Raw genomic sequence first — 23,886 nt, forward strand, 5'->3', positions numbered from 1 at the left:
AGCTTTTGACCGATTGTTCGACATGACTGATCGCACCGTGATTGTGACCGGGGGCACCCGCGGAATCGGTCTGGCGCTGGCCGAGGGGTTCGTGCTGGCCGGTGCCAGGGTGGTCGTCGCCAGCCGTAAACCGGACGCGTGCGCGGCCGCTGCGGAGCATCTGCGCGGACTCGGCGGGCAGGCCATCGGGGTGCCGACTCACATGGGCGACGTGGACGACCTTGGCGCTCTGGTGGAGGCGACGGTGGCCGAGTTCGGCGGCATCGACGTGGTGGTCAACAACGCCGCCAACGCGTTGGCCCAACCGATCGGTCAGATGACGCCGGAGGCGTGGCAGAAGTCGTATGCGGTCAATCTGCAGGGACCGGTGTTCCTGGTGCAGCACGCACTGCCGTATCTGCAACACAGCGAGGCCGCGGCCGTCCTGAACATGGTCTCGGTCGGCGCTTTCATGTTCGCGCCGGCACTGTCCATCTACGCATCGGGCAAGGCCGCGTTGATGTCGATGACCCGATCGATGGCCGCCGAGCTGGTGTCGGCCGGTATCCGGGTCAATGCCATCGCGCCCGGACCCGTGGACACCGACATGATGCGCAACAACCCGCAGGAGGCCATCGACGCGATGACCAACGGCACCTTGTTGGGCAGGCTGGCATCCCCGGACGAGATGGTGGGAGCCGCGCTGCTGTTGTGTTCGGCGGCCGGAAGTTACATCACCGGGCAGGTCGTGATCGTCGACGGCGGCGGGACGCCCCGCTAATCCTGCTTGCGCGCGGCGAAGGCATCGGTGAAAGCCCGCATCGCACCGCTGCCCGCGGCGAGGATCTGGCTGCGATTCTCCACCTGCAGTGCGGTTTCCAGGCATCCCGCGTCGAGGTTGGCCCACAGCACCTGTTTGGTGGATTCCAGCCCGAATGTGCCGAATCCGCACATGGTTTCAGCGATGTCGAGTGCTTCGGCGAGTGGGTCCGCCGCGATCCGGGACACCATGCCAAGGCGCAGCGCCTCGGCGGCATCGACGGTGCGCGCGGTCAGGATCAGGTCGAAGGCAGGGCCCGCACCGATGATGCGCGGCAGTGTGTAACTGACCCCGATATCGCAGCCGCCGAGGCCGAGCTTGATGAATTGCGTGCAAAAGCGCGCGGACTCAGAGGCGACGCGGATGTCACTGGCCATGGCAAGGGCGAACCCGCCGCCGTAGGCTGCGCCGTTGACCGCCGCGATCACCGGCTGGCGCAGTCGGTGCAGTTTGACCGTCAACGCGGCGATACGTTCCTGCCAGCGCATCCCGGCCCGCGGCTTCTCAAGCCCGTCCGAGACCGGCGGTGTACTGCTGTCGGTGAGGTCCAGCCCCGAGCAGAATCCGCGACCGGCACCGGTGAGCACCACCACCCGGCAGTCGTTGTCCGCTGCGATCGCGTCCAGGGTGGCGTGTAGATCCTCGACGAGTTCGGGGGACAGCGCATTGAGTTTCGCCGGCCTGTTCAGGGTGATGACGGCTATCTCGGGGCGTGGGCGGGAGAGCTCGAGAGTCGGCATGAGCAGACTCTAGGTGGTCGCGCTGCTCCAGCCCCGGACCCCGATGGTGATCATCGACAGCTGTTTGATGGCGGTCTGTTTGATCTCGTCGAGAGCGGTCTGGTCGGCGGCGTCCTCGGCCAGTTCGGCGACCGAGATCATGGCGTTGACGAACAAGCTGGCCAGGATGTTGAGATCCTCGCTGCTCCAGCCCTTGAGGCCGGGGAACCGGGCCAGGTCGATTGCGAGCTCGGAGGTGAGCAGTCGGAGCTCGGTACGGATGGCATACCGCAGCACCGAGACCCCGCTCGAGCGTTCCCGAGTGATGAACCGCCAGTGCTCACGGCGCTCGCTGATGCTCGCGATCAGGATCTCGGCCGAGGAGTCGATGACGTGGTGGGGGTCGAGCTTGCCTGCACGTGCGCCGCGCAGCATATCGCGCAGCGAGCGGAAGGACTCGTCGATGAGCACCAGCCCGAGCGCTTCCATGGATTCGAAATGCCGGTAGAAGGCCGCGGGCACGATTCCCGCTTCGCGGGTCACCTCACGCAGGCTCAGCGCGGTGAAGCTGTCCTGTTCCAGCAGATGCAGGGCGGCGGCGACGATGGCCCGGCGGGTGACCTCTTTGCGCTCCTCGCGCGACAGCGTGTCCTTGGCCGGACGGCTGGACCGGCTCCGGCCGGAGCGCCCCGACCGGGACCTGGGTGCGTCGCTTTCCACAACCATCGAGCCTACAACCGTGCTCATCGGGCCGTACCCGTCATTGCGTCTCCACTTGTTAGTGATTTGGGAGTACATATGTTCACCGTGTTACGGCCATCACAACCTGGCGATATTGATTGACGAGACCGGCGGTACTGTTTCAGAGTGTACATATGTTCACCGAAACGTTGACGCACAGGCTGCGGGACCGGGTGCTCCGCTCCCCGCTGCTGGATCTGTTGACCGGACCGCATGGCGTGGACCGGTACACCGAGATCGTCGATCCGGTGTGGATCAAGGGCAATGCCCGCGCCAAGGTGGTGGCGGTACGCCGCCAGACGACCCGCAGCGTCACGCTGACGCTGGAACCCAACCGGGCCTTCACCGGCTTTCGGGCGGGTCAGCACATCAACCTGTCGGTCGAGATCGACGGCCGACGCCGGACCAGGCCGTACTCACCGGCCAGCGCTGAGGGCGGCCGGCTCATCGAGCTGACCGTCGGCCTGCACGACGGCGGTCTGGTGTCGACCTACCTGTACGAGAACGCCACCCCGGGCATGGTCGTCGGACTGGATTCCGTCGGCGGTGACTTCACCATGCCGGCCCAGCGTCCCGAGCGGATCCTGTTCGTCTCCGGCGGCAGCGGCGTCACCCCGGTGTTGTCGATGCTGCGCACGCTGAAGGCCGAAGGATTCACCGGTGCGGCGGCCTTCATCCACTACGCGCGCTCGGAGCAGGACGCCTGCTATCGCGACGAGCTCGATCGGATGCCCGGTGTGCGGGTACTGCACGGCTATACCCGAGACGACCAGGGCGCCGACCTCGACGGCCATTTCGCCGCCCACCACCTGTCGGCGGCCATGGCCGAACCCGACGCCGTCTACGTGTGCGGTCCGCCGGCGCTCGTCGAGGCGGTCCGGGAACTGCGTCCGGACGCCCGGTCGGAGAGTTTCGTCCCGCCGGTGTTCGCCGTTCCCGCCGAATCGACTGGTGGCACAGTCAGTTTCACCACCAGTGGCGTCGAGGTCGCCGACACCGGCCAGACGCTGCTCGAGCAGGCCGAGGCCGCCGGGCTGAACCCCGAGAGCGGCTGCCGGATGGGCATCTGCTTCAGCTGCACTCGACCCAAAACCCGTGGTGCGGTGCGCAATCTGCTCAACGGAACGGTATCCACCGACGATTGTGAAGACATCCGTATCTGCGTCAGCGCCCCGGTCGGCGATGTCGCGATCGACCTCTGAACCCCTGAAGTTCTCGAGAAACGAAAGGCAATGTCATGACGACCTTGGATTTGCCCCGTAGCTCCACCCCGACCCCCGCCAAGCCCCGCAGCTCGGCCAAGTACACGCTCACCCCAGAACAGTTCGAGGCCTTCGGCGCCGAGCTCGACGCGATCCGCGAGCGCCAGCTGGCCGATCTCGGCGAGCGCGATGCCGACTACATCCGACAGATCATCAAGTGGCAGCGCGGTCTCGAGTTCGGCGGCCGGGTGCTGCTGTTCCTGCCGCCGGCCTGGCCGGTCGGGACCGTGATGTTGGGTCTGTCGAAGATCCTCGACAACATGGAGATCGGCCACAACGTCATGCACGGCCAGTACGACTGGATGGGCGATCCGGCGTTGCGCGGGCAGAACTTCGAATGGGATTCGGCCTGCCCGTCCAACCAGTGGCGGCACTCGCACAACTACATGCACCACACCTACACCAACATCGTGGACCTGGACCGCGATATCGGCTACGGCATCCTGCGGATGAGCGAGGACCAGAAGTGGCATCCGTACTACCTGGGCAACCCGGTCTACGCGTTCCTGCTGATGGTGTTCTTCCAGTACGGCGTCGCGCTGCACGAGTTGGAGACCGAGCGCATCCGCTCCGGTGAGATCAAACTGCGCGACAAGAAAGAGATGCTCACCGAGATGTGGGCGAAGGTCAAGAGGCAGACCGTCAAGGATTACGTGGCCTTCCCGCTGCTGGCCGGACCGTTCGCACCGTTCGTGTTCGCCGGCAACATGACGGCCAACCTGATGCGCAACGTGTGGTCCTACGCCATCATCTTCTGCGGTCACTTCCCCGAGGGCACCCACGAGTTCACCGTCGAGGAGACCAAGAGCGAGACCCGCGGTCAGTGGTATTACCGGCAGCTGCTGGGTTCGGCGAATCTGAGCGGCGGCAAGTGGTTTCACATCTTCAGTGGCAACCTGTCCTTCCAGATCGAGCACCACCTGTTCCCGGACATCCCGGCTCACCGCTACGCCGAGATCTCCGGTGAGGTCCGCGAGATCTGCCGGCGCTACGGCCTGCCCTACAACAGCGGACCGCTGCCCAAGCAGTTCTTCTCGGTGGTCAAGAAGATCTGGCGGCTGGCCCTGCCGAATCGCACGCCCGCCGACGAGTCGCAGTCCAAGGCCGCCGCCTGACACGCTCAGCGTTGGCAGTTGGGGCACCAATACCGGATACGGTCGCCGCTGTCGTCCCTCCTGATGGGGGTACGGCAGCGGCGACACGGTTCTGCGGACCTGCCGTACACCCAGAATTGCTGGCCCCTGCGGGTGTTGCCGGTGATGATGCGACTGGCGCGGTTGCGGTTGAGCCACAACATGTCCCGTGCTCGTTGGACGACGCGTAGCGGATCGGAAACCTCGCCGACGGGGGAGTCGGGTCGCTTACCGAGCACAAAGCACAGTTCGTTGGCGTACACGTTGCCGACACCGGCCATGACCCGCTGATCCAACAGCACATCGGCGAGTTCGCGATCCGGCTGGGCGATCAGGTTCTGCCCGGCCAGTTGCGGATCCCAGTCCGGGCCGAGCAGGTCGGGGCCCAGATGGGCGACCGCATCCTGGTCGTCGGCGCGTTCGAGCACTTCCAGCACGCCGAGGTCGATGCCGAAGGCCACGGTGTCTGCGGTGCCCAGCACGATCCTGATCCGATGCTGCGGACCACGGAACGAGCCGATCACCCAGCTGCCGTCCATCTTGAGGTGGGAGTGGATGCTGGCCGCGCCGACGCGGATGAACAGGTGCTTGCCGCGGCTGAGCACCTCGTCGACGCGCTGGCCGGTCAGGTCGACCGCCGCATACCGTGGGACTCGCACGTCGCAACGGGTCAGGGTGCGGCCGACGAGCGCTTCCCGCAGCTTCGTCGCGGTGCGGTAGACCGTGTCACCCTCTGGCATGAATTCAGTATCGTGCGCTCAGCGAAGTCGCAGGCCACGGGGGGTGCGGGCGAAACCGGACTCCAGGAGCGCGTCCTGGACGGCGGTGAGGGTCGTGTCTCCGGCGAGTTCAAGCACACTTGTGCCGTTGATCTTCTCGACCAACAGCGAGGGCACCCGGCCTGCACTCACCAGCCCGGCCAGGGCCGCGGCGGCGGCCTGTTGCGTGTCGGGGTCGTCGGTGAAACTGAGCAGGGTCCGCCCGCCGCGTTCGACGAACCAGACCAGGGCGCCGTCGACCAGGACGACCAGTGCGCCGGCCTTGCGTCCGGGACGATGGGTCAACTCGGTATCGTCGGGCCACGGCAGCGCCACGCCGTAGGGGTTGGCGGGATCGGTGGCCGCCAACGCCACGGCGTGCAGTTCGGGGCGCTGCGGGTCGACTCCGTCGAGATAGGAGCGCAGCCGGTCCACCGTCGAGGCCGCCGCGAACTGCGCACCGCCGAGGGATTCCACGAAGTAGCCGCGCTGGCAGCGACCGGCATCCTCGAATGCGGTCAGCACCTTGTACAACATCGCGAAGCCGCCGGGTATCCCGTCGGCCGCACCGCGGGTGAGCACGCCATAGCGATTCAACAACAGCTCGGCCTGGAAGTGCGCGCGCACCGTGGAATCCGGTGTTGCGGTGGGCAGTGCGGACCAGCGGCCGGCCACCATCGGGTCGGCGCGTTGCTGGCCCTGGGTCAGGCTGTAGCGGCTCAGCCGGGGTGGACGCTGACGCTGCCGGTGCGCGGGGGCGCCGGAGCGCCGCGACCCCGCCAACACGGCACGCACCGGGGCGAACGTGTCACCGGTGACCCAGCCTGCCCAGATCAGTTCCCACAGGGCGGATTTGAACTCGGTACCGGCCGAACCGTCGGCGAGCTGGCGGAAGAAGAATGCGCCGCCGTGACCGAGGGCTTCCAGGATGGCCCGGTGGGTATCGGTGAAGTCGATGTCGACCGGCGCGGCCAACGTCATTGCCGCCGTGTCGCCTAGGTGGAAGGCGATCCATCCGTCGCTGCCGCCGATCTGCCCGGCGCCCGACCAGGTGACCTCACCGGATGCCAACAGCTCGTCCAGCATCGCCGGCTGGTAATCGGCGACCCGCTGGCCGAAGATCAGCGGTTCGACCGCCGAGGCAGGCAATGGGTGCCCGGCGAGCTGCTCGATGACTGCGGCCAACCCGTCCACACCGCGTACCTGCTCCGAACCCAGGTGCTGCCAGGCGGGCAGGAAGCGGCCATAGGCGGCGGTGCTCACGGGCTCCACCGCGGCCCGCAGCGCCGCCAGCGACCGGCGGCGCAGGATCTTCAGAACGGTGGCGTCACACCATTGTTCGGATGGGCCCGGCGTCGCGGTGAACTCGCCGCGGATCAACCTGCCGTCAGCGGCGAGTCGACCGAGCACATCGGAGGTCACCCGGATGCCCAGCCCGAATCGGGCCGCCGCCTCGTCGGTGCTGAAGGGACCGTGGGTGCGTGCGTATCGACCCAGCAGATCGGACAGCGGATCCTTCACCGACTCGCTGAGGCTTGCCGGCACCCACACCGGTACCGCGACGCCCACCCCGTCGCGCAGCAATCCGACATCCTCGACCGCCGCCCACCAGGTCTGCCCGGCGAAGGAGACGGTCAACGCCCGGCGTGCTTCCCGCAGGCCCTCCAGCCAGCCGCCGATATCGGGTGTCGTTGCCCGAGCGGTGATCTCCTCCTGGGTCAGCGGTCCCAGTAATCGCAGCAGGTCGGCGACGCCCTCCGCATCACGGGCGGCGCGATCGGGCTCGAGGTGCTGGAGTTGGCGGGCGGTGGTGGCCACGACCTCCGGATCGAGCAGATCGTGTAGTTCGACACGGCCGAGCAGCTCGGCGAGCAGCACCGTGTCCAACGACAGGGCAGCAGCTCGCCGCTCGGCGAGCGGGCTGTCGCCCTCGTACATGAACGCGCCGACATAGCCGAACAGCGCCGCGGCCGCGAAAGGCGACGGGGTGGCGGTTTCGACCTCGACGATCCGGACCCGGCGCTGGGCGACCTTGCTCATCAGTTCGGTCAGCGCGGGCACGTCATAGACGTCCTGGAGGCATTCCCGGACGGCCTCCAGGATGATCGGGAACTCCGGATACTTGCGGGCCACGTCGAGCAGCTGCGAGGCCCGCTGGCGCTGGTGCCACAGCGGCGAACGTTTACCCGGGTGGCGCCGGGGCAGCAGCAGGGCGCGGGCGGCGCACTCCCGGAACCGCGATGCGAAGAGCGCCGAACCGCCGACCTCCGCGGTGACGATGGCATCCAATTCGTCGGCCTCGAAGACGAAGAGGTCCGCCCCGGGCGGCTCCTCCCCACCGTCGGGAAGCCGCACGATGATGCCGTCATCGGAGGCGGTGGGTTTCTCGTCGATGCCGTAGCGTTCGCGCAGCCGGCGGCCCACGGCCAATGCCAGCGGACCGTGGACGCGCAAACCGTAGGGGGAGTGCAGGATCACGCGCCAGTCGCCGAGTTCGTCGTGAAAACGCTCCAGCACCAGGGTGCTGTCGCTGGGGACCGCGCCGGTGGCCTGGCGCTGCTCGTCGATGAGCTGCCACAGATTGTCGGTGGCGTAGTCATCGAACCCGACATCTCGGCAGCGCCGGCGGAAACCCTCGGAATCCATCTTGGCGAGTTCACCGGTGAAGGCGCCGACCGCGGCGCCGAGCTCGGCGGGTCTGCCCACGCTGTCCCCGCGCCAGAACGGCAGCCGGGCCGGTAATCCCGGCGCGGGTATCACGAGCACCCGGTCGTGGGTGATCTCGGTGATCCGCCAGCTGGTGGCACCCAGTGAGATGACGTCACCCGGGCGGGATTCGTAGACCATTTCCTCATCGAGTTCGCCTACCCGGGAGGGCTTTTCGTCTTCGGAGGCCAGGTACACGGTGAACATGCCGCGATCAGGGATCGCTCCGCCGGAGGTGACGGCGAGCCGCTGCGCACCCGGGCGCGCGGTCAATGAGCCGGCGTCGCGGTCGTAGACCAATCGCGGGCGTAATTCGGCGAACTCGGTGGACGGGTACTTACCCGACAGCAGGTCCAGCGTCGCCTCGAAGGCGGTGCGGGGCAACGTCGCGAAGGGCGCGCTGCGGCGCACGGTGTCGAACCAGGCGTCGGCGTCGAGTGGTTCCAGCGCGGCGGCGGCCACGGTGTGCTGGGCCAGCACGTCGAGCGGGTTGGTGGGCACGCGCATGGTCTCGATCTGGCCGGCCCGCATCCGCTGAACGGTGACGGCACAGTCGATCAGGTCGGTGCGATGCTTGGGGAACAAGACACCCTGGGAGATCTCGCCGACCTGGTGTCCGGCGCGGCCGATGCGCTGCAGGCCGCTTGCCACCGACGGTGGCGCGGACACCTGGATGACCAGGTCCACCGCGCCCATGTCGATGCCCAGTTCGAGGCTGGAGGTGGCGACGACGGCCTTGAGGCGGCCGCTTTTCAGGTCATCCTCGACCAGGGCGCGCTGTTCCTTGCTGACCGACCCGTGGTGTGCCTTCGCCAGTTCGGTGGGAGCGCCGAAACTCTGCCCGCTGGCCATCACGTGGGCCGGGGCCCCACCGGCCACCTTTTTGTTGGCACCACCGTTGTCCGTCGCTCCCGGCAGCTCCACACCGTTGCGCTCGGCGTGGATCTCGTTGAGCCGCGAGGTGAGTCGTTCGGCGAGACGCCGGGAGTTGGCGAAGACGATGCAGGACCGGTGCGTCTCGATCAGGTCGACGATGCGTTCCTCGACATCGGGCCAGATCGATCCCTCGGCCAGATTGGTCATATCCGGCACGGGTACCTGTACCTGCAGCTCGAAGGTCTTGTCCGCGGGCGGGCAGACGATGGTCGCCGCACCGCCGGTGAGGAAACGGGCCACCTCTTCGGCCGGGCGCACGGTGGCCGACAAACCGATCCGCTGGGCGGGGCGTTCCAACAACGCGTCGAGCCGTTCCAACGAAACTGCCAGGTGCGCACCGCGTTTGGTGGCCGCCACGGCGTGTACCTCGTCGACGATGACGGTGGTGACAGTGGTCAGCGTCTCGCGAGCCGAGGACGTCAGCATGAGGAACAGTGACTCTGGCGTGGTGATCAAGATGTCGGGTGGGCGGGTGATGAGAGCGCGGCGCTGTTTGGGCGTGGTGTCCCCGGAGCGCACACCGACGGTGATCTGCGGGGCCGCACTGCCCAATCGCTCGGCCACCCTGGTCAGGCCGGTCAGCGGCGTGCGCAGGTTGCGCTCGACGTCGACCGCGAGGGCCTTCAGCGGCGATACATAGAGCACCCGGGTGCCCACGGACTCGGCCGGGGACCGCGCCAGGTCGTCGATCGCCCAGAGGAAGGCGGCCAGCGTCTTGCCCGAGCCGGTGGGCGCCACCACCAGGGTGTCGCTCCCCTCGGCGATCGCCGCCCAGGCCTGGGCCTGGGCGTTGGTGGGGGCCGGGAAGGTGCCGGTGAACCACTCCCGCGTCAGCTGACTGAAGCGGTCGAGCGGGTCGGCGACGGGTGGCATCCCACCATGGTGCCCCCAACCACCGACAACCAACCCTGAGCAGGGAAAATCCCCTGGTGTGCTGGCTCGCGGAGGTTTACGATCGATAGGTTCAGCTCGCCGTGAGTCCGCTCACGACGTGAGGTGAGGGAGTCGTCAGATGCGACTGTTGAAAATGCTCGTCGTCCCCGTATTGATCGGGGCGGCCCTTTCTGCGACACCATTGCCGCACTCGGGCGCAGATTGCACCAGCGCCGGCGGAACCACCATCTGCTCGCAAGGTGACGTGCGCGGGACCAGCACTGGCAACGGTCCCAGCGGCTCGTCGGGTCCGTATGTGCCCTACGCGTGCGACCTCGATTGGTATGCCTGCGACGACTATTACTGGGGCATCGATGTCGACTTCGTCCCCGGCGTGGGCAGACCGGGCGTACCTGTCGACCCGGGCTTCGGCAGGCCCGGCGGCCCCAACGTCGGCGGTGGAGGTGTGGGAGGGCGGCGATGACGAATCAGAGGAGAACCAGATGAGACCGAACGGGGCATCGGCGCGGTTGGTCGCGACGGTCGCAGGCGTGTTGGCCGTTCTCACCGCATCGGCGGGCACGGCGTCGGCAGCACCGGCACCACCTCCGCCGCCGAACTGTACGGCGGCGGATCTGACGGGTGTGCTGACCGGAGTATCCGCGGCAACCTCTGCGTATCTGTTCACCCATCCGCCGGTGAACGACTTCTTCACCTCGTTGAGCGGCCTCGACGAGAACGAACGGCGTGCTGCGATGGAGCGGTTTCTCACCGACAACCCGCAGGTACGCGACGAGCTGAGGGCGATAAGGCAGCCCGCCAAGGACTTCCGCAATCGCTGCGGCGGGTGAGGTCAGTCGCGGACACCCGCGTCAGGAGGCCAGGCGAAACGCCTTGACGACCTTCGTCGGGGTGATCCTGACGACCAGTTCGCCAGGGACACCGTTGCGCCGACCGTACTCCTCGGCCCGGTCCGCACCCATGTAACGGCCGCCCGCCCGGGTGGCGACCGACCGGACCTCGTCGAGATCATCGGACACAGCGACCGTGCCCTGGATCTGGACGAACGAAAACGGCGGATGCGGATCATCCACGCACAGCACCACTCTGGGGTCGCGCGCGAATGCCCGCGCCTTGGCCGAACCAGAATCGGTGTTGAACAGCACGTCGTCACCGTCGAGGACAAACCACACCGGGGCCACCAGCGGTCGCCCGTCCGACGCGACGTACCCGAGCATGCCGGTGCGGGTACCCGTCATCAAGAAATCGGCTACCTCAGGATCCAATGTCGCCATCGTGTCGCGTCCTCTCGTGTCAGCCTGCTGTGTGCGTGTTCTCGTGCAGCGCGCGTCGGTAGCGGCGCATTCCGGCGATCCAGCGGTCGTAGTCGGCGCCCTTGCCCCGGTACATGTCCAGCACGCCGGGGTGAGGTAGCACGAGAAATGTGCCGTCGCGTACCCCGGCCAGGGTTGCGGCGGCGACATCGTCGGCCGAGAGCACTTCGCCCGCGGTCGTGATGGAAGCCGCGGCCACCCGGGCGGTGTCATCGGTCGAGTCGACGATCGCGTCCAACAGCGGAGTGGCCACTCCCATCGGGCAGACGACGGTGACTCCGATGCCGTCATCGCCGTGCGTGATCGCCAGCCACTCGGCGAACCCGACCGCAGCGTGCTTGGTGACGGCGTAACCGGCGGCACCGATCTGGGTGAGCAGTCCGGCCGCCGAAGCGACCGATACGAAGTGTCCGCTGCCGCGGGCTGTCCATTCCGGGATCAGCGCGTCAGCCGCTCGGATATGTGCTCGAAGGTTGACGTCCAGGACCCGGTCCCAGTCGGCGTCGCTGCCCAGCTCGGGCGCGCCGATGATGCCCGCGTTGGCGACGAAGATGTCGACGGGTCCGAATGTCGAGCATGCGGTTTCCAGCAGTGTCGCGACTCCGTCGACCGTCGAGGCGTCGGCGCCGACGCCGATCGTCTTGCCGCCGATCTCGATGGCGGCCGCGGCGGCCGCCTGCGCGTCGATATCACCGGCCACCACGGAGGCGCCCGCGGCGGTGAACGCCGCGGCGAGTGCCTTCCCGATACCCGATCCCGCTCCGGTGATGACGACGACGCTGTCTTCGATCTGCATGAGTCGTGTCTACCAGTGCGCTTTCCGTCGAGTGTGCCGTCCCGGAGAGAACCCTTGCGGAGGGTACGGATTCGGCGTAGCGTCGAACGTAAGTTCGAATGCGCCGTGGTTCCCGATCTTCGGATTTGGTGAGCCGCAGACCGCGACTCCGGTCGCCGCGAGGTTCGACGGTCCCTGTCCGGGATCGTGCGGGCTGTGCCTGTGGGATGGTGCCCTTGGTGGGCGCTGTGGGGGAAGTCGGTATCCGTTATGGACGCCAGCTGTCTTGATGCGTTTGTCGACGCTCTGATCGACGATCTCGCGCCGGTGTCACCGGAGGTTGATGTGGGGCCGGGTGTCGGTCGGTTGGTGCAGTGTCCGCGGCCGATGGTCGATGACGAGGTCCTGTTGGGTGTGTTGGCTGCGGCGGTGTCGGCGCGCAATCTGTTGGACTTGGTCATCTCCTCGGCGGTGGTGGCAGCCGAACGGGCCGGTGTGCCGGGGCGGCGGCACCTGCGCACCGGGGCTGATCTGCTGCGCCTGTTGGGGATGGCGCCGGGGGCGGCGGCCCGGGCGGTGCGGGTGGGGCGGATGGCAGCTGTGCTGCCTGCATTGGTTTCGGCGCAGCGGTTGGGTGGTGTCGGTATCGAGTTCGCCGACGCCGTCGGCAAGGGTGTCGCGCACGTGGAGTCGCGAGCACCAATGTCCGAGGACGATCGGGCGGCGGTGGTGCGCGCGTTGATGGTGCAGGCCTCCCCGGCGGAGGTGGCGGCCAAGGCCCGGGCGATCGCCATCGACCGCGGTGCGAGTCTTGCACCTGCCGACCGGGTGGTGCCGGTCGCCGAGGACACCGCCCTCAATGGGATGACGTTGGTGCAGAACGCTGAGGGCCGGTTCGAGGCCACCCTCGACCTGGACGTGACGACCGGGGAAGAGTTGTGTGCGGCGTTGGATCCGTTGTGCCGACCGGTCCCGCTACCCGACGGATCCCCGGACCCCCGGTCCATTGCTGCCCGGCGGGCGGAGGCGTTGGGGCAGGTGCTGCGTACCTATTTGCCGCAGTCGGGGCGTCCGATGTCCGGTGGGGTGCTCCCGCACGTCACCCTGATCCGACCGGTGGCCCCAGGTGTGAGCGGGGAGGAGGTGGATCGGTTGGGGTTCGGTGGACCGGTCTCCGCGGCGACCGCGGAGCTGATCGGCTGTGATGCCACGTTGACCTCGGTGATCGTCGACCACGCCGGGGTGCCGTTGGATGTCGGGCGCGCGGAAAGGCTGTTCACCCCGGCGATCCGTAAAGCGCTGGCCGTCCGCGATGGTGGGTGTGCCCATCCCGGGTGCGGGCGGCCGGTGTCCTGGTGCGATGCCCACCACATCCAACCCTGGAGCGCCGGGGGCATAACCAGTGTGGACAACGGGGTGCTGCTGTGCCGACTGCACCACAGCCTGATCCATCACGGTGGCTGGCAGGTCTACCTCGGCCCAGACCGCCACCCCTGGTTCATCCCACCCCACACACCCGGCGGGACCGAACCGGAGCATCTGCGCTCCCACACCCGACGCACCATGACCGACCTACCCACCGCCGCATAACCCCAACGCCCCAACGCCGAGGCCCCAAAGCTGCAGCGCACCTTGACAACTACACAGCGAAACGGCCGTGAGGCCCGCTAGAAAGTCTTGGCCAATCGGTCGGCCAGGATGGCGGCGAAGCGGGCGGGATCGTCGAGCGATCCTCCCTCGGCGAGTAGTGCTGTGCCGTAGAGCAACTCGGCGGCATCGCTGAGCCCCTCGGCGCCCGAGGCCAAGCCGTCCCGCAAGCCCGTCACCAAGGCGTGCTCGGGGTTGAGTTCCAGGATGCGCTTGCCGACCGGCACATCTTGTCCGGACGCCCGGTACATCCGCGCCAGCTGCGGGGTGATGCCGAAGGTGTCGGTGATCAGGCACGCCGGCGACGAGGTCAAACGCGTCGACAATCGCACCTCCTTGACGTGCTCGTCGAGGGTCTCCTGCAGCCAGCTGAGCAACTCGGCGAAACCACCGGTCTCGGGCTTGTCGGCCTCGTCACCGCCGAGGTCCACCTCACCCTTGGCTACGGACTGCAGCGCCTTGCCGTCGAATTCGGGCACCGACTCGACCCACACCTCGTCGACCGGGTCGGTGAGCAGCAACACCTCGTAGCCTTTTGCCTTGAACGCCTCCAGGTGCGGGGAGCGTTCGAGCAGCTGCCGGGACTCGCCAGTGGCGTAGAAGATCTGTTCCTGGTCGTCCTTCATCCGACCCACGTAGTCGGCCAGCGTGGTGGGGGCGTCCTCGGAGTGCGTCGAGGCGAACGACGACAGCGCCAGCAGGGTGTCGCGGTTATCGGTGTCGGAGAGCAACCCCTCCTTGAAGGCGCGCCCGAACTGCGTCCAGAACGTCGCATAGTCGTCGGGACGGTTGGCCTGAAGGTCCTTGATCGCCGACAGCACCTTCTTGGTGAGGCTCCGGCGGATCACCTTGATCTGGCGGTCCTGCTGCAGGATCTCGCGGGACACGTTGAGCGACATGTCCTGGGCGTCGACGACACCCTTGACGAAGCGCAGATACTCCGGCATCAGCTCGTCACAGTCGCCCATGATGAAGACGCGCTTGACGTACAACTGCACGCCGGTGTTGCCGTCGCGGTTGAACAGATCGAACGGCGCCTGCGACGGGATGAACAACAACGCCTGATACTCGAAGGTTCCTTCGGCCTTCATCGCGATGACGTCGAGGGGCTCATCCCACGCGTGCGCGATATGCCGGTAGAACTCCTTGTACTCCTCGTCGGACACCTCGCTCTTGGACTTGGCCCAGAGTGCGACGCGGGAGTTGATGGTCTCGATCTCGGTGGTGACCGTCGGCGGGGTGCCCTCTTCGGCGCCCTCGGGTGCCGGGACGGTCTTCTCGACCTCCATCCGGATCGGCCACGAGATGAAGTCGGAGTATTTCTTGACCAGCTGCCTGATCTTCCACGGTGCGGTGTAGTCATGCAGTTCGTCGTCGGCGTCCTCGGGCTTGAGGTGCAACGTGACCGAAGTGCCCTGCGGGGCGTCATCGACGGTCGCGATGGTGTACGTGCCGTCCCCGCTGGACTCCCAACGCGTTGCGGTGCTTTCGCCGGCCTTACGGGTCACCAGGTCGACCTTGTCGGCGACCATGAACGTCGAATAGAACCCGATGCCGAACTGACCGATGAGACCGTCGACGTCACCCGCCCCGCTTCGCCCGCCCGCGACGTCACCCGCTCCGCTTCGCCCGCCCGCGGCGTCGCCGGCCTGCTTCGCCTCGCTCAACTTGCGGCGCAGCTCGCCCGTGCCGGACTTGGCCAGGGTGCCGATCAGGTCGACGACCTCGTCGCGCGACATGCCGATGCCGTTGTCGCGGATGGTCAGCGTCCTGGCGGCGGCATCCGGATCGATGTCGATGTGCAGATCCGACGTATCGACATCCAGGTCCTTGTCCTGGTAGGACGCCAGCCGCAGCTTGTCCAGCGCGTCGGAGGCATTGGACACCAGTTCCCGCAGGAACGAGTCCTTGTTCGAGTAGATGGAGTGCACCATCAGCTGAAGCAGCTGACGCGCCTCTGCCTGGAATTCTCTCTGTTCGACCTGCTCGCTCACGCGGTCATACTAAAACCCGCCGACTCAGCCGAACCGGACCCCCTGGGCAAGGGGGAGCTCGGAGGAGTAGTTGACGGTGTTGGTCGCTCGGCGCATGTAGGCCTTCCACGAATCCGAGCCGGACTCGCGCCCACCGCCGGTCTCCTTCTCGCCACCGAATGCGCCACCGATCTCCGCGCCCGAGGTCCCGATGTTGACGTTCGCGATGCCGCAGTCGGAGCCGTCGGCGGCCATGAACCGCTCCGCCTCGCGGATGTCGGTGGTGAAGATCGCCGACGAGAGACCCTGCGGTACCGCATTGTTCATCGCGATGGCGTCGTCGAGATCGTCGTAGGTCAGCACGTAGAGGATCGGGGCGAACGTCTCGGCGTGCACCACCGCGGTCTGGGCCGGCATCCGGACCACCGCCGGTCGCACGTAGTGGCCTTCGGTACCGAGGTCGACGCGTTCACCGCCGGTGACCTCGCCGCCGTCGGCGCGGGCCTGTTCCAGCGCACCCACCATGTCCCGGTAGGAGCGCTCGTGGATCAGCGGGCCCACCAGCGTTCCCTCGGCAGCCGGGTCGCCGACCGGCAGGCTGCGGTACGCCGTCGCGATCCGCTGCACCAGGGTGTCGGCGATCGAACGGTGCGCGATGACCCGACGCATGGTGGTGCAGCGCTGCCCGGCGGTGCCCGCGGCGGAGAACACGATGGCCCGCACAGCCAGGTCCAGGTCCGCCGACGGGGTCACGATGGCGGCGTTGTTACCACCCAGCTCGAGCAGCACCTTGCCGAACCGGGCGGCCACTCGCGGTCCGACCTCACGGCCCATGCGCACCGAGCCGGTCGCGCTGACAAGTGCGACGCGCGGGTCGTCGACCAGCTGCTCGCCGATATCGCGGCCACCCTGGATCAGTCCGCACACCGTGCCGGCGACGCCGACATCGGCGGCGGCCCGCTCGACCAACGCCTGGCAGGCGAGCGCGGTCAACGGTGTCAGCTCCGAGGGCTTCCAGACCACCGTGTCGCCGCACACCAGCGCCACCGCGGTGTTCCACGCCCACACCGCCACCGGAAAGTTGAAGGCGGTGATGACACCGACCACGCCGAGCGGATGCCAGGTTTCCATGAGCCGGTGCCCGGGCCGTTCGGAGGCGATGGTCTTGCCGTACAGCTGTCGGGACAGCCCCACGGCGAACTGACAGATGTCGATCATCTCCTGGACCTCGCCGAGCGCCTCGGAGGTGATCTTGCCTGCCTCGACGGTGACCAGGGTGGCCAACTCTGCCTTGTGCTCGGTGAGCAGCTCGCCGAGCCGGGCCACCAGGGCGCCACGTACCGGTGCCGGGGTGGTCCGCCATGAGGCGAAAGCCGCTGCCGCGGAGGCGATGACCGTGTCCGCGTCGGCGGAGCTCGATTCCGGGACCGCGAAGAGCACCTCACCGGTGATCGGCGTGCTCGCAGGCAGGCCCGGCGCGCCCGGACCGGCCAGTGCGGTGGTGCAGCCCAGTGCGTCGAGCGCGGCACGAACGCGGGCGCGCAGTTCGTCGGCGGTCGGCAGGGAGGATGTCAGGACGCTGGTCATGTGCACGCGACTTTCTCGTAGAGCTCGTAGGGGTCGTGGATGTGGCGGCCGATCCGGTCGGCCATCCAGTGCTGGCTGTACTGCGTATCGTCGGGGCGGTCGGTGCCCTTGGCGTCCCGATCGAGGTTCGAGCGGAAGATCCCCGCGGCCGAGGCGGGCAGAAAGTCCTCGTACACAACGGGTCTGGTCGGATCGCCGCCGCGGTAATAGGCGAGCCCGTCGGCGCACATCTGTTCGTCGGTGGCCGGGAAATGGCGGTGCCAGGTAGCAGCCGGGTCGGCCTCGGCCATCGCGGCGTCGTAGCGCGAACGACCGTGTGGTGTCAGTGCCACACCGCGCTGTTCGACCTCCCCGAAGCGCACCCGCAGGGATCCCTCGGAGATGGTGCCGTCGGCGTCGCGGAAACGGCGTGGCTCGGCAAGTGCGCGGAACGAGGTCTGCCGCAACAGCACTTCGGGACCGTCGACGCCCGGCGGGCCCTGAATGGCCTCGATCATCGTGATGCCACGCTGGGTCATGGAGCGTTGCAGCGCATCGATATCCAGCACCCGCGGCGTCAGGTGGTTGATGTGGGTGCTGCGCACGCCGGCGATATCGGCCGCCACCGCCGAGACGGCCGACAATTCGTCATACCAGCCGCGGTCGATCGGTTCCCGGGACAACGCGAAACAACCCACGGCGGCGGCGACGAAGTCCTGGGCCTCATCGGTCGGGCAGCCGCCCTCGTCGGCTATCCGGCGTGCAGTCGAGAGCAGTTCGGCACCGAACAACCGGCGCCCGTTCAGAAAGGACTCCACCCTGATGCGCAGATCCGGTGTGAAGAAGCGGGTGTCGGCGGTGGCCAGCATGGAGGTGAAGACCCGGAACGGGTTTCGGGCCAGCTCGTCGGCATGGATCGGTCGGAAGGCGGTGGACACCACCGGGACGGGGGAGACGGCGGTGCGCAGATCGTAGTAACCCACCGGATACATGCCGAACGCCGAGAACAGATCGGCGACCTGGCGCAGCTCGTCGGCGTTGCCGACCCGGATGGCACCGTGCCGTTCCGCGGTGACGCGTTCCAACGAGCCAAGTCGCCGGTCCTGCGGATGACGCCGCAGGTGGGCGGCGTTGACCTCGGCGCTCACCTGCACCAAGGTGTCGTAGGCCGGCACCTCCGCGCCGTACATCCGGGACAACGCCGCGGCGAATTGTGCCCGCAGCTGCCAGGTTTCAACGGTGCTCATCGCGGGCCCGGACGTGTTGCGTACAGTGCGGCCATGACCGACATCGAGCATCTCGACGAGATTGACCGGCTGCTGGTGCGGGAGTTGGTCGCCGACGGGCGTGCGACGCTGGCGCATCTGGCCGCCACCGCGGGACTGTCGGTGTCCGCCGTCCAGTCGCGGGTGCGTCGATTGGAGTCCAGGGAGGTGATTCTCGGATACACCGCGCGGGTCAACCCGGAGACGGTGGGGCACATGCTCTCGGCGTTCGTTGCCATCACTCCGCTGGACCCCTCTCAACCCGATGATGCTCCTGCCCGACTGCGCCATATCGACGAAATCGAGTCATGCCATTCCGTCGCCGGCGACGAAAGCTACGTACTCCTGGTGCGTGTGGCATCGGCGCGTGCGTTGGAGGACCTGCTGCAGCGAATCAGGACAGCCGCCAACGTCCGCACGCGAAGCACCATCATCTTACAGACTTTTTACGACGGACGCGCATACCTACCGAAATAGTTCCTGTTTCTAGATCGCAGCACCGTAAAAATTGCGTTAGGATTGCGGCATGACCGCTGTTCTGACTTCATCTGCGCCCGGCCGTCGGGCCGTAACGCCCGACCGGGTGCACGATGTTCTGCGCGCCAGCGTGCTCACCGACGGCATGGACCTGGTGCTCGACCTCGAAGCCTCGCGCGGATCGGTGCTCGTCGATGCCAGGAACGGCAGCCGATACCTGGACATGTTCACGTTCTTCGCATCGTCGGCATTGGGGATGAACCATCCCGCACTGGCCGATGACCCGGCGTTCTGTGCCGAGTTGGCGGAGGCGGCGGTCAACAAGCCGAGCAATTCGGACGTGTACACCGTGCCGATGGCGCGATTCGTCCAGACCTTCGCGCGGGTGCTCGGCGATCCGGCATTGCCGCATCTGTTCTTCGTCGACGGGGGAGCGCTGGCGGTGGAGAACGCGCTCAAGGTGGCATTCGACTGGAAGAGTCGGCACAACGAGGCCCACGGTCGCGACCCGGAACTGGGCACCCGGGTGCTGCATCTGCGCGGCGCCTTTCACGGGCGCAGCGGCTACACCCTCTCGCTGACCAATACCGACCCGAACAAGGTGGCGCGGTTCCCCAAGTTCGACTGGCCGCGCATCGACGCCCCCTATCTGCGGCCCGGGGCCGATATTGCCGAGCTGGAGGCCGAATCGCTGCGGCAGGCCAGGGCCGCCTTCATCGCTCACCCCCACGACATCGCCTGCTTCATCGCCGAGCCGGTGCAGGGCGAGGGCGGCGACCGGCACATGCGGCCGGAGTTCTTCGCCGCCATGCGCGAGCTGTGTGATGAATTCGATGCGCTGTTGATCTTCGACGAGGTGCAGACCGGCTGCGGTATCACCGGAAGCGCCTGGGCCTACCAGCAATTGGGAGTCGTCCCGGACGTGGTGGCGTTCGGCAAGAAGACCCAGGTGTGCGGTGTGATGGCGGGTCGCCGCGTCGACGACGTCGCCGACAACGTCTTCACCGTCAGTTCCCGCATCAACTCGACCTGGGGCGGCAACCTCACCGATATGGTGCGCGCGCGGCGCATCCTCGAAGTCGTCGAGGCCGAAGACCTGATCGGGCATGCCGCCGACGCCGGTCGGCACCTGCTCGGCAGGTTGCATTGGCTGGCAACCGAATTCCCCGACAAGGTGCTCGACCCGCGTGGTCGCGGACTGATGTGCGCATTCAGTCTGCCCTCGACCGCCGCGCGCGACGAACTGGTGCGCAGGTTGTGGGACCGGCGGATCATCATGTTGGCCAGCGGACCGGATTCGGTGCGTTTCCGGCCCGCGCTGACGGTCTCGCTGGCCGAACTCGACGCGGCGGTCGACGCCGTGCGCGAGGTGCTGGCGGGACTCTAGTCAGCGGGTGGGCGCGGCACGTTCGCGGATCAGTGTTTTCAACCGCGGCAGATCGGCGCCGCCGACAAGGGTGCAGCCGTGGCGTTCGGCGAGCTTCCGCGCCGCCGGGGTGAAATCGTTGTTCGTGACCACCATGGTGTGCGTGCAATCCTGCATGGCGGCGCCGGCCACCACCTCCTGGACCGCACCGGTGCCCACCGGCCGTGCCACCCGCTTGCACTGGATGGCGAGCCGGTCCGGGCGCCTGCCGACGATGATGTCGACGCCCCAGTCCCCGGTGGTCGAGGTCATGATCACCGATACGCCGCAGGATCGCGCGACCCGAGCGACGTAATCCTCGAATTCCACCCCGGACATGGCGTCGATCGGATTCTCTCCGGCTGCGGGTGTGCGCAGACCGCTCAGGAAGTGCGGCATCGCGGCGGCGAGCAGTGGAACTGCGAACCCCGCGCTGACCGCCGTGATCGCACCGGCGCCGTAGAGCAGCGCCGCACCACCGGCGATGATGCCGATGGTGAGGAAGGTCGTCAGGCGCACGCCCGGATCCTAGGAGGGCACGCTGACATGCAACTTGGGGGTTGCAGTTCGGGCTCATAATGTGCAACTCTTGAGTTGCACATTATTGGAGCAACCCAAGGAGCGCAGATGACCACCGCACTCGAGATCACCCGGATCGTCGACATCGCCGCCAGTCCGGCCGCGGTGTGGGCCGCGCTCACCGAGCGAGACCTGATCACCCAATGGTTCGGCGACAGCGCCGAATTCGACCCGGTACCCGGTGGCCTCGGGTACTTCGGCTGGTCGACGCACGGCCGTTTCCGGATGGTGGTGGAGCAGATCGAGGCGCCGAGGTTGCTGGTATACCGGTGGGCCCGCGAGGTCGATGTGGACCCGGTGCCGGGTAACTCGACCGTGGTGCGCTTCGAGCTCACGGCGACCGCAGACGGCACGCGACTGGCGCTGGTGGAGACCGGGTTCGACGAACTCGACGATCCCGCGACCGCGCATTCCGACAACACCGGAGGCTGGCGGACCGAACTCGACGACCTCGTGCGGATGCTCGGGGTCGCGGCGTGACGGGCACACCCCCGGTCATGCTCGCGGTGTTGGCCGACGACACGCGTTGGCGCATCCTGACCGAGCTCGGCTCGGCCGACATGTCCGCCAGTGCGCTGGCGGCTCGGTTGCCGGTGAGCAGGCAGGCGATCGCCAAACATCTTTCGGTGCTCTCGGACGCGGGCTTGGTGGAGGCGGTCCCCGTCGGGCGGGAGATCCGCTATCGCGCACTCGGCGCGAAGCTGAGCGCTCTGGGCGCGGAGCTGACCGCAATCGGTCAGCAATGGGATCGTCGCCTGATGGCGATCAAGCGCATCGCCGAAGGGCTGTCGTAGCGGGCATAATCCGACCTGAAATGGCCGATGACACACCGGAGGAGCAACCGGCGGTCGAGCGCGGACTCGCCGACGGTGGGCCCTGGCGCGTCGGCTGGTACCGGTTCTACTTCGCCGACGAACGGTGGGAATGGTCACCGGAAGTCGAACGGATGCACGGCTACGAGCCCGGCACCGCACGGCCGACGACCGAGATGGTGCTCGCGCACAAACATCCCGAAGACGGCGGTCAGGTCGCCGCAACGCTGGACGGGGTTCGCCGCACCGCAACGGCTTTCAGTACCCGCCACCGCATCGTCGACACCCGCGGCGATACCCACGACGTCGTGGTGGTCGGAGACCGGTTGTTCGACGAATCCGGGCACACCGTCATCGGAAGCCACGGTTTCTACATCGACGTGACACCGCCGCGGGCAGTCCCGTCGCGCGAACAGCAGGACCAGGTGAGCGAGGTGGTTGCCGAGATCACCGAGGCGCGCAGCGGTATCGAACAAGCCAAAGGCATGCTGATGCTGATCTACCGGATCAATGGGGATGCCGCCTTCGAACTGCTGAGATGGCGCTCGCAGGAGACCAACACCCGATTGAAGTCGCTGTCGGAGCAGTTGGTGAAGGACTTCCTCGAGCTCGATTATCACGAGCGGCTGCCCCATCGCAGCGTGTACGACCGGTTGCTGCTGACCGCCCACCTGCGCGCCGATTCCTGACGTTTGTCGCGGGCGGTGATGGGCAATCCGGGCGCATGTCCATGCGCGATGCACCCGAAACACGATCGGCGATCCGATTCGGCCTCGTCGCCGCGGTCGTGGGGGTGGCGTTCCTGATCATCGCCGCGGTGCTGGCCCGCGGTTGTGACGGTCTCGTCACCGATACGGCCGCGTGCGGGCGTCCGCAGCGGCTGGTGCTGGCGCTGGGGGCGCCGGTGATCCTGTTCGCGGCGGGTGTCCGCGCATTCGTGCGTACCTACCGGATATGGAAGAGAAACGGCTCGTGGTGGGCCTGGCAGGGTGCCGGCTGGTTCCTGATGCTGTTGATGCTGCTCGTTCTGACCATGGGGCTGCCTGCGATCGGCGGTTTCGGACGCTGACCGCCATGGCGCGGCGCGCGTCGCCGGGACCGGCGTTTGACGCCGTCGTCAGCAGGGTATTCCGGCGGAGCAATCGATCAACCTGCAACCGATAAGCGACGGAGGATCCCATGGGGCGTGGACTCATCGGCACAGTGGTGCTGGTCTGGTTGTTGATCGGAGTGTTCGCCGCCTGGCAGCGCGACTACTTCTCCGGTGGTGAAACAAATTGCGCTACTGCGGGTTCCATCGCGCTGACCGTTGTCGCGGGCCCGCTCAACTACGCCGGCGTCAATCCGAAGGTCACGGATTGCCGGCTGCCGCAACCGAGTTCGATGGGAACCATGGAAGTGAGGGTGTCATGATAATTCTCGGAGCAATCCTGCTGATCCTGGGCTTCGTGCTCAACGTCTATCTGCTGTGGGTCGTCGGTGTGGTGCTGCTGGTCGCCGGTGCGGTGTTCTGGCTGCTTGGTTCGATCGGCCGCCCGGTGGCGGGTCGGCGCGCCTGGTACTGACGCCGTATAGCTCGACGGCGGCGGTCGGAGATGGAAAGTGTGGAGAGCGACCGCCGCTGGAACGAGGCGGCTCGGCACGAGACGAGCATGCAAAGGCTGGACCGTAACTGGTCCAGCCTTTTGCAGGAGCTGCGGGTGGTGCAGACCGGTGTCCAATTGCTCACCGGTCTGCTGTTGACGCTGCCGTTCCATGACCGATTCGAAGATCTGCACGCCGAACTGCGGAGTGTCTATCTGGCCACGGTGTCGTGCTCCATCGCCGCGACCGTGCTGTTGATCGCCCCCATCGGCATCCACCGCGCAATGTTCCGCAGGCACCGGCTCGATATCGTGGTCACCACCGCGCACCGCCTCGCCTACGCCGGAATCCTCTTCCTCGCACTGACTTTGGCCGGCGTGATGATTCTGATCTTCGGTGCGGTCGATGACCTCGCGGCCGGTGTGCTCGCCGGATCGGTCACCGCGCTGGCCATCGCGGTCTTCTGGGTGGTCCTGCCGTTGTGGTTGCGGACGCGTCCGGGGCCACCGGACTGACCCACCGTTTGTCGCTCATGACGCCCG

At 67.2% G+C, this 23,886-nt stretch carries 25 protein-coding genes; 15 read left to right on the forward strand and 10 right to left on the reverse strand.

Annotated elements, in window-relative coordinates:
• The first annotated feature begins 22 nt into the window (after window positions 1–22).
• Window positions 23–760 carry an SDR family NAD(P)-dependent oxidoreductase gene (locus FBY28_RS19905; protein WP_216847841.1) on the forward strand — a complete coding sequence of 246 codons (738 nt, stop codon included), beginning with the start codon at window positions 23–25 and terminating at the stop codon, window positions 758–760.
• Here the strand turns inward: FBY28_RS19905 and FBY28_RS19910 are convergent.
• A complete protein-coding gene (locus tag FBY28_RS19910; RefSeq protein ID WP_141869040.1) occupies window positions 757–1,539 on the reverse strand; it encodes an enoyl-CoA hydratase-related protein in 783 nt (260 codons plus the stop codon). The two genes, FBY28_RS19905 and FBY28_RS19910, sit on opposite strands and share 4 nt — an antisense overlap.
• A gap of 9 nt (window positions 1,540–1,548) precedes the next feature.
• A complete protein-coding gene (locus tag FBY28_RS19915; protein WP_216847842.1) occupies window positions 1,549–2,265 on the reverse strand; it encodes a TetR family transcriptional regulator in 717 nt (238 codons plus the stop codon).
• A gap of 128 nt (window positions 2,266–2,393) precedes the next feature.
• Here FBY28_RS19915 and FBY28_RS19920 point away from each other — a divergent pair, with 128 nt between their 5' ends.
• On the forward strand, window positions 2,394–3,461 hold the full coding sequence (locus FBY28_RS19920; protein WP_141869041.1) for a ferredoxin reductase: 1,068 nt from the start codon (window positions 2,394–2,396) through the stop codon (window positions 3,459–3,461).
• Between the two features lie 35 nt (window positions 3,462–3,496).
• On the forward strand, window positions 3,497–4,636 hold the full coding sequence (locus tag FBY28_RS19925) for a fatty acid desaturase family protein (RefSeq protein ID WP_141869042.1): 1,140 nt from the start codon (window positions 3,497–3,499) through the stop codon (window positions 4,634–4,636).
• Between the two features lie 5 nt (window positions 4,637–4,641).
• Here the strand turns inward: FBY28_RS19925 and nei2 are convergent, their stop codons facing one another.
• The gene (gene nei2, locus FBY28_RS19930) at window positions 4,642–5,394 is read right to left on the reverse strand and encodes an endonuclease VIII Nei2 (protein ID WP_141869043.1); all 753 of its coding nucleotides are present in this window, start codon (window positions 5,392–5,394) and stop codon (window positions 4,642–4,644) included.
• An 18-nt stretch (window positions 5,395–5,412) separates the two neighbouring features.
• Entirely contained in the window at window positions 5,413–9,927 is a 4,515-nt protein-coding gene (locus FBY28_RS19935) for an ATP-dependent helicase (RefSeq protein ID WP_141869044.1), read from the reverse strand.
• A gap of 139 nt (window positions 9,928–10,066) precedes the next feature.
• Between FBY28_RS19935 and FBY28_RS19940 the strand changes: the two genes are divergently transcribed.
• A complete protein-coding gene (locus FBY28_RS19940; protein WP_141869045.1) occupies window positions 10,067–10,411 on the forward strand; it encodes a hypothetical protein in 345 nt (114 codons plus the stop codon).
• Window positions 10,412–10,430: 19 nt separating this feature from the next.
• A complete protein-coding gene (locus FBY28_RS19945; RefSeq protein WP_216847843.1) occupies window positions 10,431–10,778 on the forward strand; it encodes a heme-binding protein in 348 nt (115 codons plus the stop codon).
• Window positions 10,779–10,799: 21 nt separating this feature from the next.
• Here the strand turns inward: FBY28_RS19945 and FBY28_RS19950 are convergent, their stop codons facing one another.
• Both FBY28_RS19950 and FBY28_RS19955 read right to left on the reverse strand, forming a co-directional pair.
• A complete protein-coding gene (locus tag FBY28_RS19950; protein WP_141869046.1) occupies window positions 10,800–11,222 on the reverse strand; it encodes a PPOX class F420-dependent oxidoreductase in 423 nt (140 codons plus the stop codon).
• Between the two features lie 19 nt (window positions 11,223–11,241).
• Complete coding sequence (locus tag FBY28_RS19955) at window positions 11,242–12,057, reverse strand: SDR family oxidoreductase (protein WP_141869047.1); 816 nt, start codon at window positions 12,055–12,057, stop codon at window positions 11,242–11,244.
• Window positions 12,058–12,306: 249 nt separating this feature from the next.
• On the opposite strand from FBY28_RS19955, the gene FBY28_RS19960 reads away from it, so the two are divergent.
• Window positions 12,307–13,626: an HNH endonuclease signature motif containing protein gene (locus FBY28_RS19960; RefSeq protein ID WP_141869048.1), complete on the forward strand. Its 1,320-nt coding sequence runs from the start codon at window positions 12,307–12,309 to the stop codon at window positions 13,624–13,626.
• A gap of 77 nt (window positions 13,627–13,703) precedes the next feature.
• Here FBY28_RS19960 and htpG read toward each other — a convergent pair whose 3' ends face one another.
• The 3 genes from htpG to hglS are packed head-to-tail and all read right to left on the reverse strand — an operon-like array spanning window position 13,704 to window position 18,469.
• Window positions 13,704–15,677: a molecular chaperone HtpG gene (gene htpG, locus FBY28_RS19965; protein ID WP_141869049.1), complete on the reverse strand. Its 1,974-nt coding sequence runs from the start codon at window positions 15,675–15,677 to the stop codon at window positions 13,704–13,706.
• A 24-nt stretch (window positions 15,678–15,701) separates the two neighbouring features.
• Window positions 15,702–17,243: an L-piperidine-6-carboxylate dehydrogenase gene (gene amaB / locus FBY28_RS19970; RefSeq protein ID WP_141869050.1), complete on the reverse strand. Its 1,542-nt coding sequence runs from the start codon at window positions 17,241–17,243 to the stop codon at window positions 15,702–15,704.
• Window positions 17,240–18,469, reverse strand: coding sequence for a 2-oxoadipate dioxygenase/decarboxylase (gene hglS / locus FBY28_RS19975; protein ID WP_141869051.1), 1,230 nt, complete (start codon window positions 18,467–18,469; stop codon window positions 17,240–17,242). The genes amaB and hglS overlap by 4 nt, the downstream gene beginning before the upstream one ends.
• Before the next feature lie 33 nt (window positions 18,470–18,502).
• On the opposite strand from hglS, the gene FBY28_RS19980 reads away from it, so the two are divergent.
• Both FBY28_RS19980 and lat read left to right on the forward strand, forming a co-directional pair.
• Window positions 18,503–18,964 carry an Lrp/AsnC family transcriptional regulator gene (locus tag FBY28_RS19980; RefSeq protein ID WP_019514775.1) on the forward strand — a complete coding sequence of 154 codons (462 nt, stop codon included), beginning with the start codon at window positions 18,503–18,505 and terminating at the stop codon, window positions 18,962–18,964.
• A gap of 49 nt (window positions 18,965–19,013) precedes the next feature.
• Window positions 19,014–20,351 (forward strand): L-lysine 6-transaminase, encoded by a 1,338-nt coding sequence (gene lat, locus FBY28_RS19985; protein ID WP_141869052.1) that lies wholly within the window; start codon window positions 19,014–19,016, stop codon window positions 20,349–20,351.
• On the opposite strand, the gene FBY28_RS19990 is transcribed toward lat, so the two are convergent.
• Window positions 20,352–20,888 (reverse strand): restriction endonuclease, encoded by a 537-nt coding sequence (locus FBY28_RS19990; protein ID WP_141869053.1) that lies wholly within the window; start codon window positions 20,886–20,888, stop codon window positions 20,352–20,354. It abuts the gene before it with no gap.
• Between the two features lie 108 nt (window positions 20,889–20,996).
• Here FBY28_RS19990 and FBY28_RS19995 point away from each other — a divergent pair, with 108 nt between their 5' ends.
• From FBY28_RS19995 to FBY28_RS20025, 7 genes are all read left to right on the forward strand, one after another.
• Window positions 20,997–21,428: an SRPBCC domain-containing protein gene (locus FBY28_RS19995; RefSeq protein WP_141869054.1), complete on the forward strand. Its 432-nt coding sequence runs from the start codon at window positions 20,997–20,999 to the stop codon at window positions 21,426–21,428.
• Window positions 21,425–21,742: an ArsR/SmtB family transcription factor gene (locus tag FBY28_RS20000; protein WP_286178287.1), complete on the forward strand. Its 318-nt coding sequence runs from the start codon at window positions 21,425–21,427 to the stop codon at window positions 21,740–21,742. The genes FBY28_RS19995 and FBY28_RS20000 overlap by 4 nt, the downstream gene beginning before the upstream one ends.
• 20 nt (window positions 21,743–21,762) lie before the next feature.
• Window positions 21,763–22,449, forward strand: a complete 687-nt coding sequence (locus FBY28_RS20005; protein WP_141869055.1) for a PAS and ANTAR domain-containing protein — start codon at window positions 21,763–21,765, stop codon at window positions 22,447–22,449.
• Window positions 22,450–22,490: 41 nt separating this feature from the next.
• On the forward strand, window positions 22,491–22,829 hold the full coding sequence (locus FBY28_RS20010; protein WP_216847844.1) for a hypothetical protein: 339 nt from the start codon (window positions 22,491–22,493) through the stop codon (window positions 22,827–22,829).
• Window positions 22,830–22,939: 110 nt separating this feature from the next.
• Window positions 22,940–23,173 carry a hypothetical protein gene (locus FBY28_RS20015; protein ID WP_019514768.1) on the forward strand — a complete coding sequence of 78 codons (234 nt, stop codon included), beginning with the start codon at window positions 22,940–22,942 and terminating at the stop codon, window positions 23,171–23,173.
• Complete coding sequence (locus FBY28_RS20020) at window positions 23,170–23,325, forward strand: DUF6131 family protein (RefSeq protein WP_019514767.1); 156 nt, start codon at window positions 23,170–23,172, stop codon at window positions 23,323–23,325. The genes FBY28_RS20015 and FBY28_RS20020 overlap by 4 nt, the downstream gene beginning before the upstream one ends.
• Window positions 23,326–23,412: 87 nt before the next feature.
• A complete protein-coding gene (locus FBY28_RS20025; protein WP_216847845.1) occupies window positions 23,413–23,859 on the forward strand; it encodes a DUF6328 family protein in 447 nt (148 codons plus the stop codon).
• Window positions 23,860–23,886: the final 27 nt, after the last annotated feature.

Source organism: Arthrobacter sp. SLBN-53, assembly GCF_006715585.1.
Taxonomy (GTDB): Bacteria; Actinomycetota; Actinomycetes; order Mycobacteriales; family Mycobacteriaceae; genus Mycobacterium; species Mycobacterium neoaurum_A.

Coding starts and splice junctions, on each gene's coding strand:
- FBY28_RS19940 (WP_141869045.1), top strand. CDS start 10,067: ATGCGACTGTTGAAAATGCTCGTCGTCCCCGTATTGATCGGGGCGGCC.
- FBY28_RS20005 (WP_141869055.1), top strand. CDS start 21,763: ATGGCCGATGACACACCGGAGGAGCAACCGGCGGTCGAGCGCGGACTC.
- FBY28_RS19925 (WP_141869042.1), top strand. CDS start 3,497: ATGACGACCTTGGATTTGCCCCGTAGCTCCACCCCGACCCCCGCCAAG.
- lat (WP_141869052.1), top strand. CDS start 19,014: ATGACCGCTGTTCTGACTTCATCTGCGCCCGGCCGTCGGGCCGTAACG.
- FBY28_RS20010 (WP_216847844.1), top strand. CDS start 22,491: ATGCGCGATGCACCCGAAACACGATCGGCGATCCGATTCGGCCTCGTC.
- FBY28_RS19945 (WP_216847843.1), top strand. CDS start 10,431: ATGAGACCGAACGGGGCATCGGCGCGGTTGGTCGCGACGGTCGCAGGC.
- FBY28_RS19950 (WP_141869046.1), bottom strand. CDS start 11,222: ATGGCGACATTGGATCCTGAGGTAGCCGATTTCTTGATGACGGGTACC.
- FBY28_RS20025 (WP_216847845.1), top strand. CDS start 23,413: ATGCAAAGGCTGGACCGTAACTGGTCCAGCCTTTTGCAGGAGCTGCGG.
- FBY28_RS19955 (WP_141869047.1), bottom strand. CDS start 12,057: ATGCAGATCGAAGACAGCGTCGTCGTCATCACCGGAGCGGGATCGGGT.
- hglS (WP_141869051.1), bottom strand. CDS start 18,469: ATGAGCACCGTTGAAACCTGGCAGCTGCGGGCACAATTCGCCGCGGCG.
- amaB (WP_141869050.1), bottom strand. CDS start 17,243: ATGACCAGCGTCCTGACATCCTCCCTGCCGACCGCCGACGAACTGCGC.
- FBY28_RS19905 (WP_216847841.1), top strand. CDS start 23: ATGACTGATCGCACCGTGATTGTGACCGGGGGCACCCGCGGAATCGGT.
- FBY28_RS19920 (WP_141869041.1), top strand. CDS start 2,394: ATGTTCACCGAAACGTTGACGCACAGGCTGCGGGACCGGGTGCTCCGC.
- FBY28_RS19960 (WP_141869048.1), top strand. CDS start 12,307: ATGGACGCCAGCTGTCTTGATGCGTTTGTCGACGCTCTGATCGACGAT.
- FBY28_RS19995 (WP_141869054.1), top strand. CDS start 20,997: ATGACCACCGCACTCGAGATCACCCGGATCGTCGACATCGCCGCCAGT.
- FBY28_RS20015 (WP_019514768.1), top strand. CDS start 22,940: ATGGGGCGTGGACTCATCGGCACAGTGGTGCTGGTCTGGTTGTTGATC.
- nei2 (WP_141869043.1), bottom strand. CDS start 5,394: ATGCCAGAGGGTGACACGGTCTACCGCACCGCGACGAAGCTGCGGGAA.
- FBY28_RS19935 (WP_141869044.1), bottom strand. CDS start 9,927: ATGCCACCCGTCGCCGACCCGCTCGACCGCTTCAGTCAGCTGACGCGG.
- FBY28_RS19910 (WP_141869040.1), bottom strand. CDS start 1,539: ATGCCGACTCTCGAGCTCTCCCGCCCACGCCCCGAGATAGCCGTCATC.
- FBY28_RS19915 (WP_216847842.1), bottom strand. CDS start 2,265: ATGAGCACGGTTGTAGGCTCGATGGTTGTGGAAAGCGACGCACCCAGG.
- FBY28_RS19980 (WP_019514775.1), top strand. CDS start 18,503: ATGACCGACATCGAGCATCTCGACGAGATTGACCGGCTGCTGGTGCGG.
- FBY28_RS20020 (WP_019514767.1), top strand. CDS start 23,170: ATGATAATTCTCGGAGCAATCCTGCTGATCCTGGGCTTCGTGCTCAAC.